The 17,772-nt window shown below is 39.1% G+C and carries 18 protein-coding genes and 1 tRNA gene; 18 read left to right on the forward strand and 1 reads right to left on the reverse strand.

Annotated elements, in window-relative coordinates; translation table 11 throughout:
- The first annotated feature begins 110 nt into the window (after positions 1 to 110).
- Complete coding sequence (gene eno / locus KZZ04_RS01680) at positions 111 to 1,409, forward strand: phosphopyruvate hydratase (RefSeq protein WP_138528803.1); 1,299 nt, start codon at positions 111 to 113, stop codon at positions 1,407 to 1,409.
- 665 nt (positions 1,410 to 2,074) lie between these two features.
- Here eno and mutH read toward each other — a convergent pair.
- A complete protein-coding gene (gene mutH / locus KZZ04_RS01685; RefSeq protein ID WP_058402977.1) occupies positions 2,075 to 2,746 on the reverse strand; it encodes a DNA mismatch repair endonuclease MutH in 672 nt (223 codons plus the stop codon).
- 529 nt (positions 2,747 to 3,275) lie between these two features.
- Between mutH and rppH the strand changes: the two genes are divergently transcribed.
- From rppH to KZZ04_RS01770, 17 genes are all read left to right on the forward strand, one after another.
- Positions 3,276 to 3,794 (forward strand): RNA pyrophosphohydrolase, encoded by a 519-nt coding sequence (gene rppH / locus KZZ04_RS01690; RefSeq protein ID WP_058402976.1) that lies wholly within the window; start codon positions 3,276 to 3,278, stop codon positions 3,792 to 3,794.
- Between the two features lie 30 nt (positions 3,795 to 3,824).
- Positions 3,825 to 6,089: a phosphoenolpyruvate--protein phosphotransferase gene (ptsP, locus tag KZZ04_RS01695; protein WP_219421591.1), complete on the forward strand. Its 2,265-nt coding sequence runs from the start codon at positions 3,825 to 3,827 to the stop codon at positions 6,087 to 6,089.
- Positions 6,090 to 6,180: 91 nt separating this feature from the next.
- Positions 6,181 to 6,990, forward strand: a complete 810-nt coding sequence (locus KZZ04_RS01700; RefSeq protein ID WP_219421593.1) for a sulfite exporter TauE/SafE family protein — start codon at positions 6,181 to 6,183, stop codon at positions 6,988 to 6,990.
- 12 nt (positions 6,991 to 7,002) lie between these two features.
- Positions 7,003 to 7,806: a prolipoprotein diacylglyceryl transferase gene (lgt, locus tag KZZ04_RS01705; protein ID WP_219421595.1), complete on the forward strand. Its 804-nt coding sequence runs from the start codon at positions 7,003 to 7,005 to the stop codon at positions 7,804 to 7,806.
- Between the two features lie 7 nt (positions 7,807 to 7,813).
- Entirely contained in the window at positions 7,814 to 8,665 is an 852-nt protein-coding gene (locus tag KZZ04_RS01710) for a thymidylate synthase (RefSeq protein WP_138528794.1), read from the forward strand.
- Positions 8,666 to 8,686: 21 nt separating this feature from the next.
- Positions 8,687 to 9,565 (forward strand): UTP--glucose-1-phosphate uridylyltransferase GalU, encoded by an 879-nt coding sequence (gene galU, locus KZZ04_RS01715; RefSeq protein WP_219421596.1) that lies wholly within the window; start codon positions 8,687 to 8,689, stop codon positions 9,563 to 9,565.
- 339 nt (positions 9,566 to 9,904) lie between these two features.
- Entirely contained in the window at positions 9,905 to 10,594 is a 690-nt protein-coding gene (locus KZZ04_RS01720; protein ID WP_219421597.1) for an SPOR domain-containing protein, read from the forward strand.
- A gap of 77 nt (positions 10,595 to 10,671) precedes the next feature.
- Complete coding sequence (locus KZZ04_RS01725) at positions 10,672 to 11,271, forward strand: SPOR domain-containing protein (RefSeq protein WP_219421599.1); 600 nt, start codon at positions 10,672 to 10,674, stop codon at positions 11,269 to 11,271.
- Between the two features lie 48 nt (positions 11,272 to 11,319).
- Positions 11,320 to 11,913, forward strand: coding sequence for a FlgO family outer membrane protein (locus KZZ04_RS01730; protein WP_219421601.1), 594 nt, complete (start codon positions 11,320 to 11,322; stop codon positions 11,911 to 11,913).
- A gap of 13 nt (positions 11,914 to 11,926) precedes the next feature.
- Complete coding sequence (locus tag KZZ04_RS01735; protein ID WP_219421603.1) at positions 11,927 to 12,619, forward strand: FlgO family outer membrane protein; 693 nt, start codon at positions 11,927 to 11,929, stop codon at positions 12,617 to 12,619.
- A 7-nt stretch (positions 12,620 to 12,626) separates the two neighbouring features.
- Positions 12,627 to 13,319 carry a FlgO family outer membrane protein gene (locus tag KZZ04_RS01740; RefSeq protein ID WP_219421605.1) on the forward strand — a complete coding sequence of 231 codons (693 nt, stop codon included), beginning with the start codon at positions 12,627 to 12,629 and terminating at the stop codon, positions 13,317 to 13,319.
- A 75-nt stretch (positions 13,320 to 13,394) separates the two neighbouring features.
- Positions 13,395 to 13,469, forward strand: a tRNA-Arg gene (locus tag KZZ04_RS01745).
- A 258-nt stretch (positions 13,470 to 13,727) separates the two neighbouring features.
- Positions 13,728 to 14,966, forward strand: a complete 1,239-nt coding sequence (locus KZZ04_RS01750) for an integrase domain-containing protein (RefSeq protein ID WP_219421607.1) — start codon at positions 13,728 to 13,730, stop codon at positions 14,964 to 14,966.
- Between the two features lie 12 nt (positions 14,967 to 14,978).
- Positions 14,979 to 16,037, forward strand: a complete 1,059-nt coding sequence (locus tag KZZ04_RS01755; RefSeq protein ID WP_219421608.1) for a hypothetical protein — start codon at positions 14,979 to 14,981, stop codon at positions 16,035 to 16,037.
- Positions 16,038 to 16,148: 111 nt separating this feature from the next.
- A complete protein-coding gene (locus KZZ04_RS01760; protein ID WP_219421612.1) occupies positions 16,149 to 16,349 on the forward strand; it encodes an AlpA family transcriptional regulator in 201 nt (66 codons plus the stop codon).
- On the forward strand, positions 16,349 to 16,729 hold the full coding sequence (locus KZZ04_RS01765) for a hypothetical protein (RefSeq protein WP_219421614.1): 381 nt from the start codon (positions 16,349 to 16,351) through the stop codon (positions 16,727 to 16,729). The genes KZZ04_RS01760 and KZZ04_RS01765 overlap by 1 nt, the downstream gene beginning before the upstream one ends.
- A gap of 8 nt (positions 16,730 to 16,737) precedes the next feature.
- The gene (locus KZZ04_RS01770) at positions 16,738 to 17,622 is read left to right on the forward strand and encodes a hypothetical protein (protein WP_219421615.1); all 885 of its coding nucleotides are present in this window, start codon (positions 16,738 to 16,740) and stop codon (positions 17,620 to 17,622) included.
- The last annotated feature ends 150 nt before the right edge of the window (positions 17,623 to 17,772 follow it).

Here is a 17,772-nt window from a genome sequence, read left to right on the forward strand (position 1 = left end):
AAAAGCCGTGCATGTATTGTACGGCTTTTTTGTTTTTAAGACTGACTAAGCTATATCAAACATAGTAAAGTTAACAAAACTCACCATTTTGGGAATATAGAGGAAACAAGATGTCAAATATCGTAAAAGTAATTGGTCGCGAAATCATGGACTCGCGTGGTAACCCAACTGTTGAAGCAGACGTACATTTAGCTGATGGTTCTTGGGGTCGTGCGGCAGCACCTTCAGGCGCATCTACTGGTACTCGCGAAGCATTAGAGTTACGTGATGGTGACAAAGCACGTTACTTAGGTAAAGGCGTATTGAACGCGGTTGGTTACATCAATAAAGAAATTGCTGATGCGTTAGCTGGCCAAGATGCACTTAACCAAAGTGCAGTTGATAAAGTAATGCTAGATTTAGACGGCACTGAAAACAAAGAAAAATTAGGTGCAAATGCAATCTTAGCAGTATCACTAGCGACAGCTAAAGCCGCAGCTCAGTCTAAAAAAGTAGAACTATACGAGCACATTGCTGATTTAAACGGCACACCGGGTGTTTATTCTATGCCACTGCCAATGATGAACATCATCAATGGTGGTGAACACGCAGATAACTCTGTAGATATTCAAGAGTTTATGATCCAACCTGTTGGCGCTGCAAACTTCCGCGAAGGCCTACGTATGGGCGCAGAGGTTTTCCACAGCCTTGCAAAAGTACTTAAAGCAGACGGCCACTCAACAGCTGTTGGCGATGAAGGTGGCTTTGCGCCAAACCTTGCATCTAACGAAGCGGCACTTGCAGCAATTAAAGTTGCGGTAGCAAACGCAGGTTACGAGCTAGGTAAAGATATTACTTTAGCGATGGATTGTGCAGCCTCTGAGTTTTACGACAAAGAAGCAAACATTTACGACCTTAAGGGTGAAGGCAAAAAATTCACGTCTGAAGAATTTAACTTCTTCTTGCAAGAGCTTACTCAGCAATACCCAATTGTGTCTATTGAAGATGGCTTAGATGAGTCTGATTGGGATGGCTTTGCTCACCAAACTAAATTAATGGGCGATAAAATCCAATTAGTAGGTGATGATTTATTCGTAACTAACACTAAGATTTTAAAGCGTGGTATCGACAACGGTATTGCTAACTCAATCTTAATTAAGTTTAACCAAATCGGTTCACTAACTGAAACGTTAGCGGCTATTAAAATGGCGAAAGACGCTGGTTTTACTGTTGTTATCTCTCACCGTTCAGGTGAAACAGAAGATGCAACAATTGCTGATTTAGCAGTAGGTACTGCTGCAGGTCAGATTAAAACAGGTTCATTAAGTCGTTCTGACCGTGTAGCTAAGTACAACCAATTGCTTCGTATTGAAGAGCAATTAGGCGCTAAAGCACCGTACAATGGTTTAAAAGAAGTTAAAGGTCAGTAATTCTTTTTTAGAAACTGATTTTAAATTTTAAGCTATAAAATCCTCGCCAATGCGGGGATTTTTTATGTTGCTTGTAGTTTTTTTTTGTTAGTATGAGCTTCAATTTACAGGGAATTGTAGTGCTAAAACGTTTCATTTTTTCTGCAGCGCTTTCCTTATCAATGCATATACAACTTAATGGCTATAATTAAAATGGATATTCATGTCAACGATTACAGTTACTTAATAGTAATATTGCCTATAGCGTTAACAATGGCTTATTTATTAAAAAAAGCGACATCAAAAACAAACATTAAGCATGATGTTATGCTTAATTTTATTTTAACGATGTTATTTTTTCCTGCAGGGTTTGTACATTTTATTTGGTGTATTTATACATCAATTAAAAAGCGGGATCGCAACGCTCAATAATTCGAATTGAGGGGGTAACTCCCCTTTTTAGGAGTTTTAAATAATGTATTTTCACTCATCTTTTTATTACATTCTCGTTTTACCATTTTTGCTTATTTTTTCAGGCTTGATTTTTTTTCTAAATAAAAATTCTAATACTAAAAGTAGTATAGGTTTGAGTTTGGTTTTGACATTTGTGAATATTCTTTTAGGTCTATTTCATTTGTTTTACGTTATTAACAAAGTGCTCAACGAAGTCCCTGATAATAAAATGCTCACAAAGTGAATTGCTGCTTTAAAATGTCACCTGTAAAACAGGTTTTTAGATAAAAGCCACGGGGCAGGGTTTTTATTATTTGCCCGTTTGGGCCAATAGCATCGGTCACAATTTTGCTATTCGCGGCTTTTGGACGAATTTGCATTGCATCGCCTAAATGGCCTGATATTTCATCAACCCTACCAAGCGCAATCAACTCCATTTGTTCTTCCCAATCTCGCTGTAGTTTTGCATCTTGCTCGGGCGTGGGTTGCCATAAAAAGCCGCTGCCTATGGTTCTATTAAACGGTGCGATATCACGCTCGCTTAAAACTGGAAGCCATAAAACATGGTTAAGCTTTTTACGAACCGCACTAGTGTGCCATGTCATGCCGGTTACATTTATTAGTGGCGTTACAGATACAAAGGTGGTTTCAAGAGGTTTGCCTTTATAAGAAATAGGCAGCGTTTTAAGTTCAATACCCAAATCTTCAAAGTCGGGGAGGGGTTTAGAACCCGCGGTTGCACCTAATACGTATTCAATTAATTGCCCCGTCCAGCCTTTTTCTCTTAATAAGTCGTCAGGGGTTTTAAAGTTATATTGTTCAGCAAGCTGCCCAAGCGTAAGGCCAGCAATACTGTTTACACGTTGAGTAAGATCATTAATTGAAAGTGGTTTAGTTGGGCGCATAATATTAATTTTAGTTGAATAAATACCACTGCCATGATAGCAAAACAGCTAAGCCGTGGATATCTTTAGGTTTGTGTGTTTTTTGTTCGCTGTTGTGGTGTGTTAATTTTGTACATAGTTAAAATTATGGATAACTCGTTAAGTTACTGACTAACTTGGTTTTTTTTAGTTTGTAAGTTTTGTTCATATTGGTCGTTTTAAAAGTTAATGGGATAAATACAACTATATGAACATGTTTATCCACAGAATCTGTGGAGAACAACACGTTTTAGATCTTATATTGTGGATTTGTTTGCAAAATGAACGTGTTTTTTAAAAGTTATGCACAAACTGTGAGTAACTAGAGTAAAACAATAACTGCAATAGCTTTTGCACATTTTTTAAAATTTATTGCTCTCATCTGTATGTTTTATCTACTGGGTTAAAGCATAAACGTCATTCACCCGTAGGCTTGTCTATAATAGTGTTTGCCGTATTGCGACTAATGTGGAACAATCATTAAAAATCGACTTACAAATGAGGCACTAAGGTGATTGATGCCGAAGGTTTTCGTGCCAATGTCGGAATTGTAATTTGCAATAATCAGGGACAAGTATTTTGGGCCAGACGCTACGGTCAGCACTCTTGGCAATTTCCCCAAGGCGGTGTTGATGATGGTGAAACACCAGAACAAACTATGTACCGTGAATTACACGAAGAGGTCGGACTGCGACCAGAAGATGTAGAAATTGTCGCAAGTTCAAAACATTGGTTACGCTATAAATTACCCAAACGATTAATTCGTCGCGACTCAAGTCCGGTGTGTATTGGGCAAAAACAAAAATGGTTTTTACTGAAACTTCGTTGTAAAGATGAAGATGTAAACTTACTTAAAACTCATCACCCAGAGTTTGATGATTGGCGTTGGGTGAGTTACTGGTACCCTGTTAGGCAGGTTGTGTCGTTTAAACGGGATGTTTACCGACGTGTAATGAAGGAGTTTGCTCCTTTTGCTATGCCCTTTAATAAAAGAGAACACCATAAAGACCATTGGCGAAGTAAAAGGTAATAACTTTATAATAAAATAAAGGAGCAGGACATGCTGGCAACACTAAGATCTATTGCTGAGTCTGTATCGCAACAAGCGAATTTAGACACTGCTTTAGTGTGCTTTGTGCAAATGGTGAAAGACGCCATGAAAACCCAGTGCTGCTCTATTTATTTTGCCGACTACAGCCAAGACAATTTTGTATTAATGGCTACCGAAGGGTTAAACCCTGATGCGGTAGGCAAGTTTAGAATTGGCTTTACAGAAGGTTTAGTGGGGTTAGTTGCCCAACGCGAAGAACCCATTAATATAGCTTTTGCTAAATCGCATCCGCGCTTTAAGCTCTCTCCTGAGGTAAACGAAGAAGGCTATAATGCTTTTTTATCGGTACCTGTGGTTCATCAAAAAAAAGTACTGGGCGTTATTGTTGTTCAACAAAAAATGGCCCGTGTATTTAGCCAAGATGAAGAGTCGTTTTTAATAACGCTTTCTGCTCAACTTGCTTCACAATTGGCTCATGCCGAAATTAAAGAAGTACTTCGTCAAGACGAGTCATCTCATCAAACCTCTGTTTTAAAGGGTGTATCTAGTGCGCCGGGTATAGGTATAGGTACCGCATTTGTACTTTTACCAAAACTTGACTTTAAATCAATTGAGCTCCAAAAAAATAGTGATGTGACTGAGCAGCGTCGCCTGTTTACGCAAGCAGTGGCGGCTACACGTAAAGAGTTTAATACGCTTTCGATGACGTTGAGTGACTCTATTCCTCAAGAGGCATTAGCCGTATTTGATGTGTATCAACAGTTATTAGATGCTAAAAGTTTAGGTCACAATGTAGAGGTTCAGTTACTCGAGGGATGGTGTGCAAAAAGCGCACTTAAAATTGTGATTGAGCGTCTAATTTCGCAATTTAATGCGATGCAAGACCCATACATAAAAGAGCGTGCTGTTGATGTGAAAGACATTGGTTTACGCGTATTACATCACTTAGTTAACACTGAACACGCAGTAAAAGATTACCCAGCAGATACCATATTAATTGCAAATACATTAACCCCCGCGATGCTTGCTGAAGTACCAAAAGGGCATTTAGCAGGGGTTGTTAGTGTTAATGGTTCTGCCAATAGTCATGCATCTATTTTGACTCGCGCAATGGGGATCCCCGCTATTTGGGGGATAGAAGATTTACCATTACTTCAATTTGATGGTAAACCAATGATATTAGATGCGTTTGCAGGGCGTTTGTATATCTCACCCTCGCAAATGTTATTAGACGAGTACGCAGACTTACAACATCAAGATAACCTGTTAAATAATCGTTTTTTAGCAGAGCAAGAGTACGAGTCTATTACCTTAGATGGCGAACACGTCAGTTTATTGTTAAACGCAGGGCTAGAATTAAAAACAGATCAAAACAACGCACATGTGTGCGACGGCGTCGGTTTATACCGTACTGAAGCGTGGTTTATGCAAAAAGGCCAGTTTCCTTCTCAGTTAGAGCAAGAAAATTGGTATCGAGAAGTGCTCACCAGTTATTACCCAAACCCCGTCGTGATGCGTACGCTCGACATTGGCGGCGATAAAGTGCTCGACTACTTTAATATAACCGAAGAAAACCCATTTTTAGGTTGGCGTGGTATACGTATTAGCCTTGATCATCCCGAGTTATTTTTAGACCAGCTCAAAGCAATGCTTAAGGCAAATATCGGTTTAGGCAATTTAAAAATAATGCTGCCGATGATCAGCGGCACAGAAGAAGTAGATGAAGCATTGGGGTTATTTGAACAAGCTTACTTTGAACTAAACGAACACTTTCCTGAGCAGCAAATAGATCGCCCCGATATTGGTATTATGCTTGAGGTGCCTTCCAGTGTGTTTATGTTACCTGAATGGTCTAAAAAGGTAGATTTTTGTTCAGTAGGCAGTAACGATTTAACACAATATTTATTGGCGGTAGATAGAGCCAACGCACGTGTTGCTGAGCTTTTTAATCCTTACCACCCCGGGGTGCTTAGGGTTTTAAGTAAAATAGCCGATGAGTGTGAAAATTATGAATTACCCTTTAGTTTATGTGGTGAACTAGGGGGGGACCCGGAGGGAGCCATATTGCTAATAGCGATGGGATATAGACGACTGAGTATGAACTTATCGTCTTTAAATAAAGTGAAATGGGTGCTTAGGCGTTTAAGCGTTGCCGACATGGAACAGTTATTAAGCGAGAGCTTAGCACAATCAACAGCTAAACAAGTTTTGCGTTTAACGCGTAATTTTATGCTAGAGCACAATTTAGGTGACCTATTTTATACCCCAAAGTAAAAGGTGCTTACTTAATTAATTTTAATACGCAGATGCTATTCGTTTTATAATCCTTTACCATATAAGCCTTCAAAAGGCATTTGAGATAACTATGTATGACTTAGGTTTGTTGGTCGCATGTTGCGCACTACTAGGCTGTATTGTCGGTTTTTTAGCAGGATTATTAGGTATTGGCGGTGGGTTAATAATTGTGCCTGCACTGAGCACATTGCTGATTTTATTTAATGTTACACCTGCAGAACATGTTGTGGTTATTTCGATTGCGACCTCTTTGGCCTCTATTTTATTTACTTCTACGTCTTCAGCATTGGCTCATCATAAAAATGATAATGTGCCTTGGCATGTTGCACCTTGGGTTATGACAGGTGTAGCAATAGGGGCTTTAATTAGTGGGTTTGCAGCAAGCTTAATACCAGAGCAGTTACTACGCAGTGTATTTGCAGTGAGTGTTGTATTTATTGCAGCCAGAATGGCGCTATCATCACGTAATAAACCCTCATCCACTAAGTCGCTCCCACCAGCGCCTATTTTAGGGTGTATTTCCGCTATTATGGGCGGTTTATCAGGGTTGATTGGGATTGGCGGTGGAGCGTTAATTGTACCTATGCTCAATTACTTCTCCATTGATATAAGAAAAGCCATTGGGTGTGCTGCCGTCTCGGGCATTGTAATCGCTTTATTTGGCTCTATTGGCTACATTAGTGCGGGTTGGAAGGTGACCGACTTAGCACATGGTTTTGCAGGGTTTGTATATTTACCTGCGTTATTTGGTATTGTTATTACATCGTGGTTTGTGGCGCCTTACGGGGCTAAAGCAACTCATTATTTACCTGTTAATACAATAAAGAAAGTTTTCGCGGTACTGCTTGTTGTTATCGCAATTAAAATGGTTTTTAGCTAAAGGTTTATTTTTATGGCACTTGAGTTTCCTCAAATCGATCCAATTATTTTTTCGATTGGACCACTGAGCGTACGTTGGTACGGATTGATGTATTTAATTGGTTTTGCATTTGCGATGTGGTTTGCAAATCGTCAAGCGGCAAAGCCTAATTCTGGCTGGACCAAAGAGCAGGTAAGCGATCTATTATTTTATGGCATGCTAGGGGTAATACTTGGTGGTCGTATCGGCTATGTATTGTTTTACCAATTTAGTTATTTTTTAGAAAATCCGCTGTATTTATTCCGCATCGATCAGGGCGGCATGTCGTTTCATGGTGGTACGCTGGGTGTAATTACAGCCGTTGCCATTTTTTCGTGGACACGTAAAAAGTCACTTCTACAAGTTGGCGATTTTGTAGCGCCACTAGTGCCAGTGGGATTATTAGCAGGGCGTATAGGTAACTTTATAAATGGCGAATTATGGGGGCGTGTATCAGACGTTCCTTGGGCTATGGTATTTCCAACCGGTGGGCCGCTTGCTCGTCACCCGTCGCAGTTATACGAAGCCTTTTTTGAAGGGCTTGTTTTATTTTTAATTATGCTATGGTTTATTAAAAAACCACGCCCAGCTGGCAGTGTTGGCGGCGTATTTTTACTAGGTTACGGGGTGTTTAGGTTTGGTATTGAATACTTCCGCCAACCAGACGCGCAACTAGGCTTATTTGCCGACTTTATCTCTATGGGTCAAATACTGTCACTCCCTATGATTATAGGTGGTTTAGGTTTATTAATTTGGGCATATAAAAACCCGCAGCAAGTAACAGTAGCAAAGGCATAATAAAAGCATGAAACAATATTTAAAATTATGTCAGCGTATCGTTGACGAAGGTCAATGGGTAGAAAACAAACGCACAGGCACACGTTGCTTAACCGTTATAAACGCCGATTTAGAGTACGATGTAGCAAACAATCAGTTTCCTATGATCACCACGCGTAAAAGTTACTATAAAGCGGCCATTGCAGAGTTGCTTGGCTATTTACGAGGCTACGATAGTGCAGAGCAGTTTCGTAATATTGGCTGTAAAACCTGGGATGCTAATGCCAACGATAACCAAGCCTGGCTTAATAATCCAAACCGTAAAGGTGAGGATGACATGGGGCGCGTTTACGGTGTTCAAGGGCGAGGTTGGCAACGCCCTGATGGTTCAACACTCGATCAGCTAGCAAAAGTAATTAACAATTTAAAAAATGGCATTGATGATCGCGGTGAAATAATTACGTTTTATAACCCAGGTGAATTTGAACTGGGTTGTCTAAGACCTTGTATGCATACACATACGTTTTCACTATTAGGTGATACGCTTTACTTAACATCTTATCAGCGTAGTTGTGATGTCCCGCTGGGGCTAAACTTTAATCAAATTCAATGCTTTGTGTTGCTTGCTTTGGTCGCTCAAATTACCGGTCATAAACCGGGTAAGGCATATCATAAAATAGCTAATGCTCATATTTACGAAAATCAGCTCGAGTTAATGCGCGATGTACAGCTTAAACGCGAACCATTTGAATCGCCCAAGCTTACAATTAACCCAAAGATTAAGTCACTAGAAGACATAGAAACCTGGGTCACCCGAGACGACTTTGAAGTAACCGGCTATCAATGCCACGACGCAATTCAATATCCATTTTCAGTATAATAACCGATTAAGGAAAACAACATGAAAGCAGTGATCCCAGTAGCGGGCCTTGGTACACGCATGCTACCAGCCACTAAAGCAATTCCTAAAGAGATGCTTCCTGTAGTAGACCGTCCTTTAATACAATACGTAGTTAACGAAGCGGTATGTGCAGGCATAAAAGAAATTGTACTTGTAACGCACTCAAGTAAAAACTCTATCGAAAACCATTTTGATACCAGCTTTGAATTAGAAGCAACGCTTGAAAAGCGTGTTAAGCGGCAATTACTTGCCGAAGTACAAGCCATTTGCCCTAAAGACGTAACAATAATTCACGTACGCCAAGGTGAAGCAAAAGGGCTAGGCCATGCCATTAACTGTGCAGCCCCAATTATTGGTAACGAACCATTTGTGGTTATTTTACCCGATGTGATCATAGACGACGTTGAAAGCGATCTTAAAAAAGACAACCTCGCCGAGATGATCGCTCATTTTGAACAAACAAAACACAGCCAAATAATGGTAGAGCCTGTACCAATGCAGGAAGTTGATAAGTTTGGAGTAGTGGATTTAGGTAGCACCGAAATAGCGCAAGGTGAAAGCTCGCCTATTGTTAACATGGTAGAAAAGCCACCGGTTGACGAGGCACCTTCAAACCTAGCCGTGGTTGGGCGTTATGTGTTAAGTGAAAATATTTGGCCGCTACTCGCAAAAACACCACAGGGTGCTGGCGATGAAATTCAGCTTACCGATGCTATTGCCATGCTTATGCAAAGTGAAAAAGTAGATGCGTACGCAATGAAAGGCCGAAGCCACGATTGTGGTAGTAAAATTGGTTATTTAAAAGCAACCATTGAGTTTGCACTTCGTCGTGATGAATTTGCCGATGAGCTAAAAACGTTTATTAAAACACTCATATAACCGTTTACATTAAATCAGCAAAAGGCGCCTAATTAGGCGCCTTTTTTATTGTTTTTTGCATAATTTGTTTTTTTAATGTAAAAATTAGAATAGTTTTGATTACTTTACAGACATAATGTAATTTATGTTGTAATGTTTATTTTAAGTGGCATTAAAATTGTATTGAAAAGTGTTCTCATGGAGGAGTCAAAAAAACATAAGCCTATTGAATTAAATACGTTTATGTACATAAAGGGCTAGGGTATGGCTCGAAAACTTAAAGTAAGGTTAAACGCTTTCTAAAGAGGATGTTTAACTGAAATGTAAGTGTGATTACACTGCTTTCAGGACAGCGAATAAATGTTAATAAATAATAAAAACATAACAGGATTACTTTTAAGCCTGCTAATACTGCTATTTGGTACAGCATGCTCGATTACACCTGAAGTAAAATCAGTCCCCACACCTGAAAAGCAAACCAATTCGCCCGAGTATGTACCTATTACTGCATTAGAGCTTGCTCAGTTAAAAGATGCAGCATTGCAATGGCAGCAAGCCAGAGCAGGTATAGAGCGTATTTTAAAGCTAGAAAAAGAAATTACCTACCTTGTTAATCACATAGATATTATTAACAGTAAAGCAATAGCTCAGTCTAGTCAGCCTACAAGCAACTCGTACAGCACGCGAACAATTCACAATCAGCAAGCTGCAAGGTCACGTAGCCAAAGTGTTAACCAATACAGAAATAAAAAGCAGACAGTTAAGCTTAATACACCAAGGCATATTTTTGCTTTGCAAGTAGCATCGGTTGATTCAGAAAAAGACATAGCAAAAGCGTGGAAAGAGCTAAACACTAAAGCCGCACCTTTATTCAGAAAAAAAATACTGACCAATGTTGAAACCGCAAAAATAAATAAAAAAACGTTTTATAGGCTTAAATTAGGATCGTACCAAAATTTAAAAAATGCCAAAGCAGACTGTGAAGTATTTAAAGTATACAAGCTCGACTGCATAGTCAGTAACTACACAGATAAACCAGTAAAGCTGTAGTTAAAATAGAAACTTGCTAAAAAATTATTTATCCATAAAATACCTCACCATAGTCAAAAGGGTGGTAGGTAAAAAGTATGGTTATTAAAAAGGAATTTATTAATACATTATTTTGTATTGGGTTTTTGTTGTACCTAACTGCGTGCAGTTCACCAAAAAAAGCACAACCAAATTTAGCGACATCAAATACCGTTCTTATTTCAAATACTGACTTACAAGCACTTAAGCAATCGGCTAAAGAGTGGAAAACAGTTGAGCCCAAAGTTAACGATTTGCTTGAACTAGAAGGCCAGCTTTCAAAGCTGACGACTCGCTTAAAAGCCATTGACGAAACCAATGTGGCCCAGGAAAACACCGCTTTAACACCCCCTGCAACAGAAAGTATTTTAAAAAGTGATCTGGCTTTTTTTGCTATTCAGGTGGCAGCATTTAATAGTGAAGCTAAATTAAATACCGAACTGGCTAATTTAAAACGTAAAATACCTGCGTTTTTTAACACTAATTTAGCGGTCAATATTGAAACTAAAGTAATAAAAACCAATACATTTTATCGTTTAAAGTTAGGCGCATATAAAACAAGTAAACAGGCAACAACCGATTGCGAAGCATTAAAACGGCAAAAAGTGAGTTGTTTTGTCACCTATTACACGCAGCAAAAACCACAACCACCCCTCTAGGCATAATAATTGCTTAGTCTCTTGTATGATCACAAGAGGATGGCAACTATGCGCCTTTTACTACCCTTATTATTAATTAACTTGACTGGGTGCAGTTTAATTCCTGAACCCGAGCCGAGTGTGAGCACGTATGCCCCAAAAGCAGCGATGGCGCCTTTTACAGTAAGTGACTACGTGCACAACTTAACTGTGCAATTAAGTCATTTAAAGGGCCCATTAAGCAACAATACTCGCATAGGGGTTAGTAGCTTTTACTTTGCAGATGCGCTCGATTCTAAGCTAATGACGCAACAAGCGTCGGGCTTAAGCCAACAAATACAAGAAAGTATACTCACTAAAATGACGCAAATGGGTTATCACACGGTCGAATACCGCTTAGCAAATAACCTACACTTATCTCATAACGCCGATAGTGCGTTAACGCGTAATTTAGAACAGCTAAGAGAACGCCAAAATATTGACCTTATAATTACAGGCACCGTCACACGCCAACAGCATGCATACATTGTCAATGCGCGCATGGTTAACATTAGCAACAAACAAGTTTTATCTGCTGGCAGTACCGAGATCCCAATCAATGTAATGTGGGGTAATGAAAAAATTCAGCAGCGCGATGGCTTACTTTATCGCAGTGAATATTAACGAGGAGCACACAATGAGAAACTTATTAATCACGCTATGTTTGCCATTAGGGTTTGGCTGTTCGCATATAACGAACACAACTAGCACCGACTCAGCGGTTGCGCAAAGTAACCAAGCACCGCTGTTGGCTTCAAGCCAACGTAAAGTAAGTGCTCCAGTTAACCACGATAACATGTTTCAGTCGGGATTAGCTCAGCAAACCAACTACACTAAATCGACGCCGCCAATGCATAAAAATATAAACCATTATGTGCGTGGAATAATGCAAGACATGGTAGAAAACTTACAATACGTTAATGACAAAACACCGCTAGCGGTATCAAGCTTTGTATTTTTAGACGACGATTACAGTAATGGCAGTTTATTAGGGAATCAAATTGCAGAAAGCTTTATGCATGAGCTCCATAATTTTGGTGTACCGGTCATTGATTTTAAAACCACCGATTATGTTCGTGTAACGCAAACTGGCGATTTTGTATTTAGCCGCGACTACCTAGAGCTCGACCCAGAGCAAAACTTTCAATACGTATTGGCAGGCACATTAGTAAGCCATCAAGGCGGAGTTTTAGTAAATGCACGAATTGTTGGCTTAACCAGTAAGGCTGTTGTTGGTTCGGCGCAAGGGTTTTTACCGCAATCAGTGATTGATGCGTTAAATGGCAACTACCGTACCGATGGCATTATGCTAAAACAAGCGAGTGAGTGAGGTGAGTATGCGCTTTACATTAAACACCAATTTACACACGCTTTTGCTAGCAGGGGTAGTCGTTGCTCTATCTGGTTGCTCGCTAACACACCACCATGTGCATGATTCAAATACACACACAGCAACGCAAGCAAATAACGACTACATGCTAAATGGTGATTACGATGCACAAACACACAACCAAACTGTGCAGCTAGACAATGATTACGATGCGTCAAAACCTTTTAAGCCACTAAAGCATCATAAAACGCTTGTTAATTACGTAGAGCAAATGGCGTTAGATTTAGTTGACACACTAGAGTACGACGCAGAAGCCGATACACAGGTTAATATTGCTGTTAGCACATTGGTAAACCTTGACTCGTCACTCAATAAAAGTAACCAGTTGGGTAACCAAATATCAGAAACACTAATACATCAGCTACAAAAGTTTGGTTACAGTGTGGTTGATTTTAAAACCACCAATACAATAGACGTAAACAGACGTGGTGACTTTGTGTTTTCTCGAAATATTAAAAAGCTAAGTGAAGAGCACATGGCAAGCCATGTATTAGCAGGCACTTTAATTTACAGACAAAATGGCGTAGTGATAAATACACGCGTTATAAATGTTAACACCAAACAGATTGTGGCCAGCAGCCGAGAGCTTATTCCGCATTATGTGCTAAGCAAAGAAGACATATATTTATCAAGTAATTAACTCAGACTCCCATTGATTTAAACCTTGATATTAAAAATCAGATGCCGTTATAATTTAACCCTAGCACACCGCTGTGGCCTCTTAGTTAAATGGATATAACGGCCCCCTCCTAAGGGGCAGTTGCAAGTTCGATTCTTGCAGGGGCTACCAATTACTCGTTTCATTGTAATTCATCGCAATTCAAAAAACTATCAAATGCCATTTTTAAAGGGTTATAGGCTTCCATCTTGTTTCAAGGGGTATCGCCATAGCTCATTTTTTTAGTTACACTGGATGTTACACCGAACCAATGATGACTTGTTGGTGTAACATAAATATGTAACCAGATGAAATTTAAAGAAAGAAAAGAAATTTTAGGTTTTTCTTACTTTCTAAGCGCTGGTTGCCCGTTCGACAGTGGAGCGTTAAATGCCTAAATTAGTTACCCCATTAAATGATACGCAAATCAAAAAAGCCAAACCAAAAGCTAAAGAATATCTTTTAGCAGATGGCAAAGGTCTTGCTCTACGAGTTAAGCCAAATGGCTCAAAAATGTGGTTATTCACTTACTCTAAACCTTACACTAAAAAAAGAGCTCAAATTAGTTTTGGTATGTACCCAGATGTAACCTTATCTGATGCTCGCACAAGCAGAGCTGAGGCTAGAGCTTTATTGGCGAAGGACATTGATCCCAAAGAGCATAAAGAGGCATTTGCAAACGATAAAGCTGCTGAAGCTAAAAATACGTTTGAGGCAGTAGTTAGAGAATGGATAGCCCTTAAAGAGCCAAAGGTAACTGCGAAGTATGCTTTTAATTTACGCAGAGGTTTTGAGCTTCACTTGTTTCCTGCTTTAGGTAAGGTACCAGTAAGTAAATTATCAGCACAACAAGCAATTGAGACTTTGAAGCCGTTAGCCGCAGCCGATAAGCTCGATATTCTTGGACGTATTTGCCGTAGAGTAAATGAGGTTATGGAGTTTGCTATCAATACAGGCCGTATACAATCCAATAATTTAAGCGGTATAAGTAAAGCGTTTGATTCTGCTAAACATGAAAGCATGGCATGTTTTAAACCCGAGGACTTACCAAAGCTCATTAGCATTGTTAATAATGCCAATATCAAGCTAATGACTCGGTGCTTATTTGAATGGCAGTTACATACCATGGTTCGCCCTGGAGAAGCTGTCGGTACTGCTTGGCATGAAATAGACTTTGAAAATAAACAGTGGAATATACCTGCTAAGCGAATGAAAAAACGCAAAGCCCATTCAGTACCACTAACACCACAGGCATTAGCTTTACTTGAATATTTAAAACCAATAAGCGGCCATCGAGAATTTGTTTTTCCAGCAGATAAAGATCCTCGCAAACACTTTAGCCGTGAAACATTAGGCGCAGCCTTTAGACGCATGGGTTTAAAGGGCAAACAAACAGCCCACGGTTTAAGAGCACTAGCAAGTACTACATTAAATGAGCTTGGGTTTGACGCGGATGTGATTGAAGCAGCATTAGCCCATGTAGATAAAAACAAAGTTCGCGCTGCTTATAATAGAACCGATTACCTAGAGCGCAGGCGAAGAATGATGTGCTGGTGGTCTGAACATATTGAAGTGGCTAGTAAGGGAAATTATTCTGTTACTGGTAATCAGCATTTAAAAGTGGTTTAAGGAGATAGTTTTATGGATGAATTTATAACTTTTAATGAAGCTGTAGAGTTACTAGATAAGCATCAAAAGCACAGCTATAGAAATCAGTCTATTAAGTTGATTGACTTATATTTAAATGATGAAATTGATTTGTTTATAGAGTTCTTTGGTCAATATGGTAAGCGCTGCTATCCGTGCTGTGCTCTTCCACTAAAGTATACAGATTTAAATGGCATTGCGGCTACTTGGGATATGGAAGTTGATAGGCGTGTTGCGAACTTGCAATCTGAAAGTAAATTGTTGATATATAAATATGTAGGGTGGCGAGAAGTTCCATTTGAAGAAGTTATCAAGTTAGCTACTAAAGTTTACGAGGCTAAATATAACAATAAGCCTGGTGAATTAGATGATGCTATTACTTTCTTAAATATTTATTCAGAAGAAATACTAAAAGGCCAGCTCGATTATTTTTATGAAAGTGAATTAGTTGAAATGGTGGGCATATATCGTATTCCCCATAAATTTGGTAGCAGTTATCTAAAAAGCCTTAAACAGATGATTGTTTATGAGAAGAGTGAAGATGAGCTAGCTGAGCTGGGGTTTGATTTAGGGGATAAAGCTATCAGTAAGATTGAATCTTTGAGTGATGAGTTATGGGTACTTTGTATGAGTGATTCTCAGCAACATATCTATGATTCAGGTAAAAAAATTATAACCTCCCTTGAGGCTTTTATAAGGCCTACTATTGACACTTTCAGCTTTAAACGTGATCAAATCGAAACATATATAAAGAGTGCAAATGGAGTAAAAAAGCGGCCTAAAGCTACTGAAAGAAACCAGAATATTCAAAGAGAAATTTTAGAGGCTGGACTGTATGAATTAGCTCATAATTATGAAAACTGCTTAAAGGGAGGGATTGTTCAGGCGTCTAGGCTTGTTGAGGCTATTTTTAATAATGCTGAAATACACTGGCCAAATGGTTGTGGTGTTAATACTAAAACGAAAGAAATAAAACGGATGCCTTACGAAGGAGAGACAATTGAAAGGCTCATCCGTTCTATATTTAAAAAGAAAAATCAAAATAAAGCTTAACAAAAACAAAAGATTAATTTAGCTTCCCGGAAGCTAAAGTTAGCTTCCGAGATTTTTATTTCAGAGTCTCTAACATTCGCCTTGAACTAAAACGAAACAAGGCGAATTTCCATGAACAACAAAATTTTACGAATTCATGAAGTAACTAAGTTGACCGGTTTAAGCCGTGCAACTATATGGCGCAAAGAGCGTGAAGGACTGTTTCCTGCTAGAAAGCAGTTGGGTTTAAACTCGGTTGGTTGGTTTGAATGTGATGTTCAGCAATGGCTAGAAAACCTACCAACTGTTAAACACCATAAAGGGGCAGCATAATGTGTGCTGTGAGCGGTAGCAACGCCGCAAGCCCAGCTCCTAAAAAGCCGCAATCTAAAACAGAGCGCGCTAACCTGTATATTCTAGCTCATCCAGAAGGTGCGACAGAATTAGATATCTTACGTAATGCTGGTTTATCGAGTGGGAGAAACTATTTTACAGATCTTGAGCGCGAGTTCGGATTCAAATTCATGCGCGAAAAAATCCCAAATTCAGATGGTATCGGTGGTCATTTAAAATATAGTTTTAGCTCATTAGATATTGCTGGAACTATCATAACAGCCATAAATAAAAGCCGTATTAAACGCAAATTAGCTGAGTTCACACCAGAGCAAACAGCTGAACTTTTAAAGCCAATAAAGCACCTCCTGGGAAGCTAGGAGGTTATATGGTTAATCTTAATGACTTAATTAACCGTGGTGATGTAATTAGTATTATTAACGGTCAATTAAATATTACTCCAAAAAGTGGAAAGCCGGTTCCTAGTGACTGGCTCCACATCTATCAAAACACTTTACTAAGCCAGCTAAGCTGTGTGATCGCACAGCCTATATACCAATTTAGACAGTTTAAAGTTGGACGGTATTTGAGTAAATACGATGGCCTAACAATGAGCTTTACTGATTTGAGTTTTCACGAAGATTACTACACAATTTTTAACGTATCATTGGATCGTAAAAAAAAGTCAGGGCGCTTAAATGGAAAACTTTTTAATCCACCAGCACAAGGAGCTTTACTCAAATTCTGGAGTTGCTCAAACTTACCAAAACCTAGAAGGCCAAGTGAACTTTATAAAAAAATAAATATTATGAAAAACTACCTGTGGCAAGCTGAAATAAGAAAAGGTAATAAACTGGACTCTAAGACACTTTGCTTAGCAAACATAACATATCAGCAAATTATTAAGGCGGTTAATCGTGGCGTTTTAGCGACAGGCGAAGGGCAAAGCGGTGGCGCTAGTGCGGCACTTAGCCGTGGCAATATAGAAGGGCATGTTTATGGGGCATTAAACAGTGGCAGCGAAAATGCTAATAGCCACATATACCAAGGCATAGAAAATGGTGAGACTACGAGTATGAATAACTACGTATATTGTGAATCACGGACATTAAATAATACGGAGTCTTATAGCCACGGTATAAGTAAACAAGGTAGTGCGGTAAAAGGTAAAGCTATAGCCCCTTCTATAGAGCAAGAAGAGGGAATATATTTAAAACGAAAACCACAAGAGCAAACTGTAGCCGAGTGGCTAGATGATTACGATAATGCTTAGCAGTTGTAGTAAACTTAAATATTGCAAAAATATCACTCGTTTACCTATTCTAAAAACGCTTTTTATAAACGGAACAACGCGGAACAAACGGCGGAACAAATATATTTTTAAGTGCATGATAGAATAATACTTTGTTGTTTTATCGGAACA

Source organism: Pseudoalteromonas sp. CR1 (assembly GCF_019392235.1).
In the GTDB taxonomy this organism is placed as follows: Bacteria; Pseudomonadota; Gammaproteobacteria; order Enterobacterales; family Alteromonadaceae; genus Pseudoalteromonas.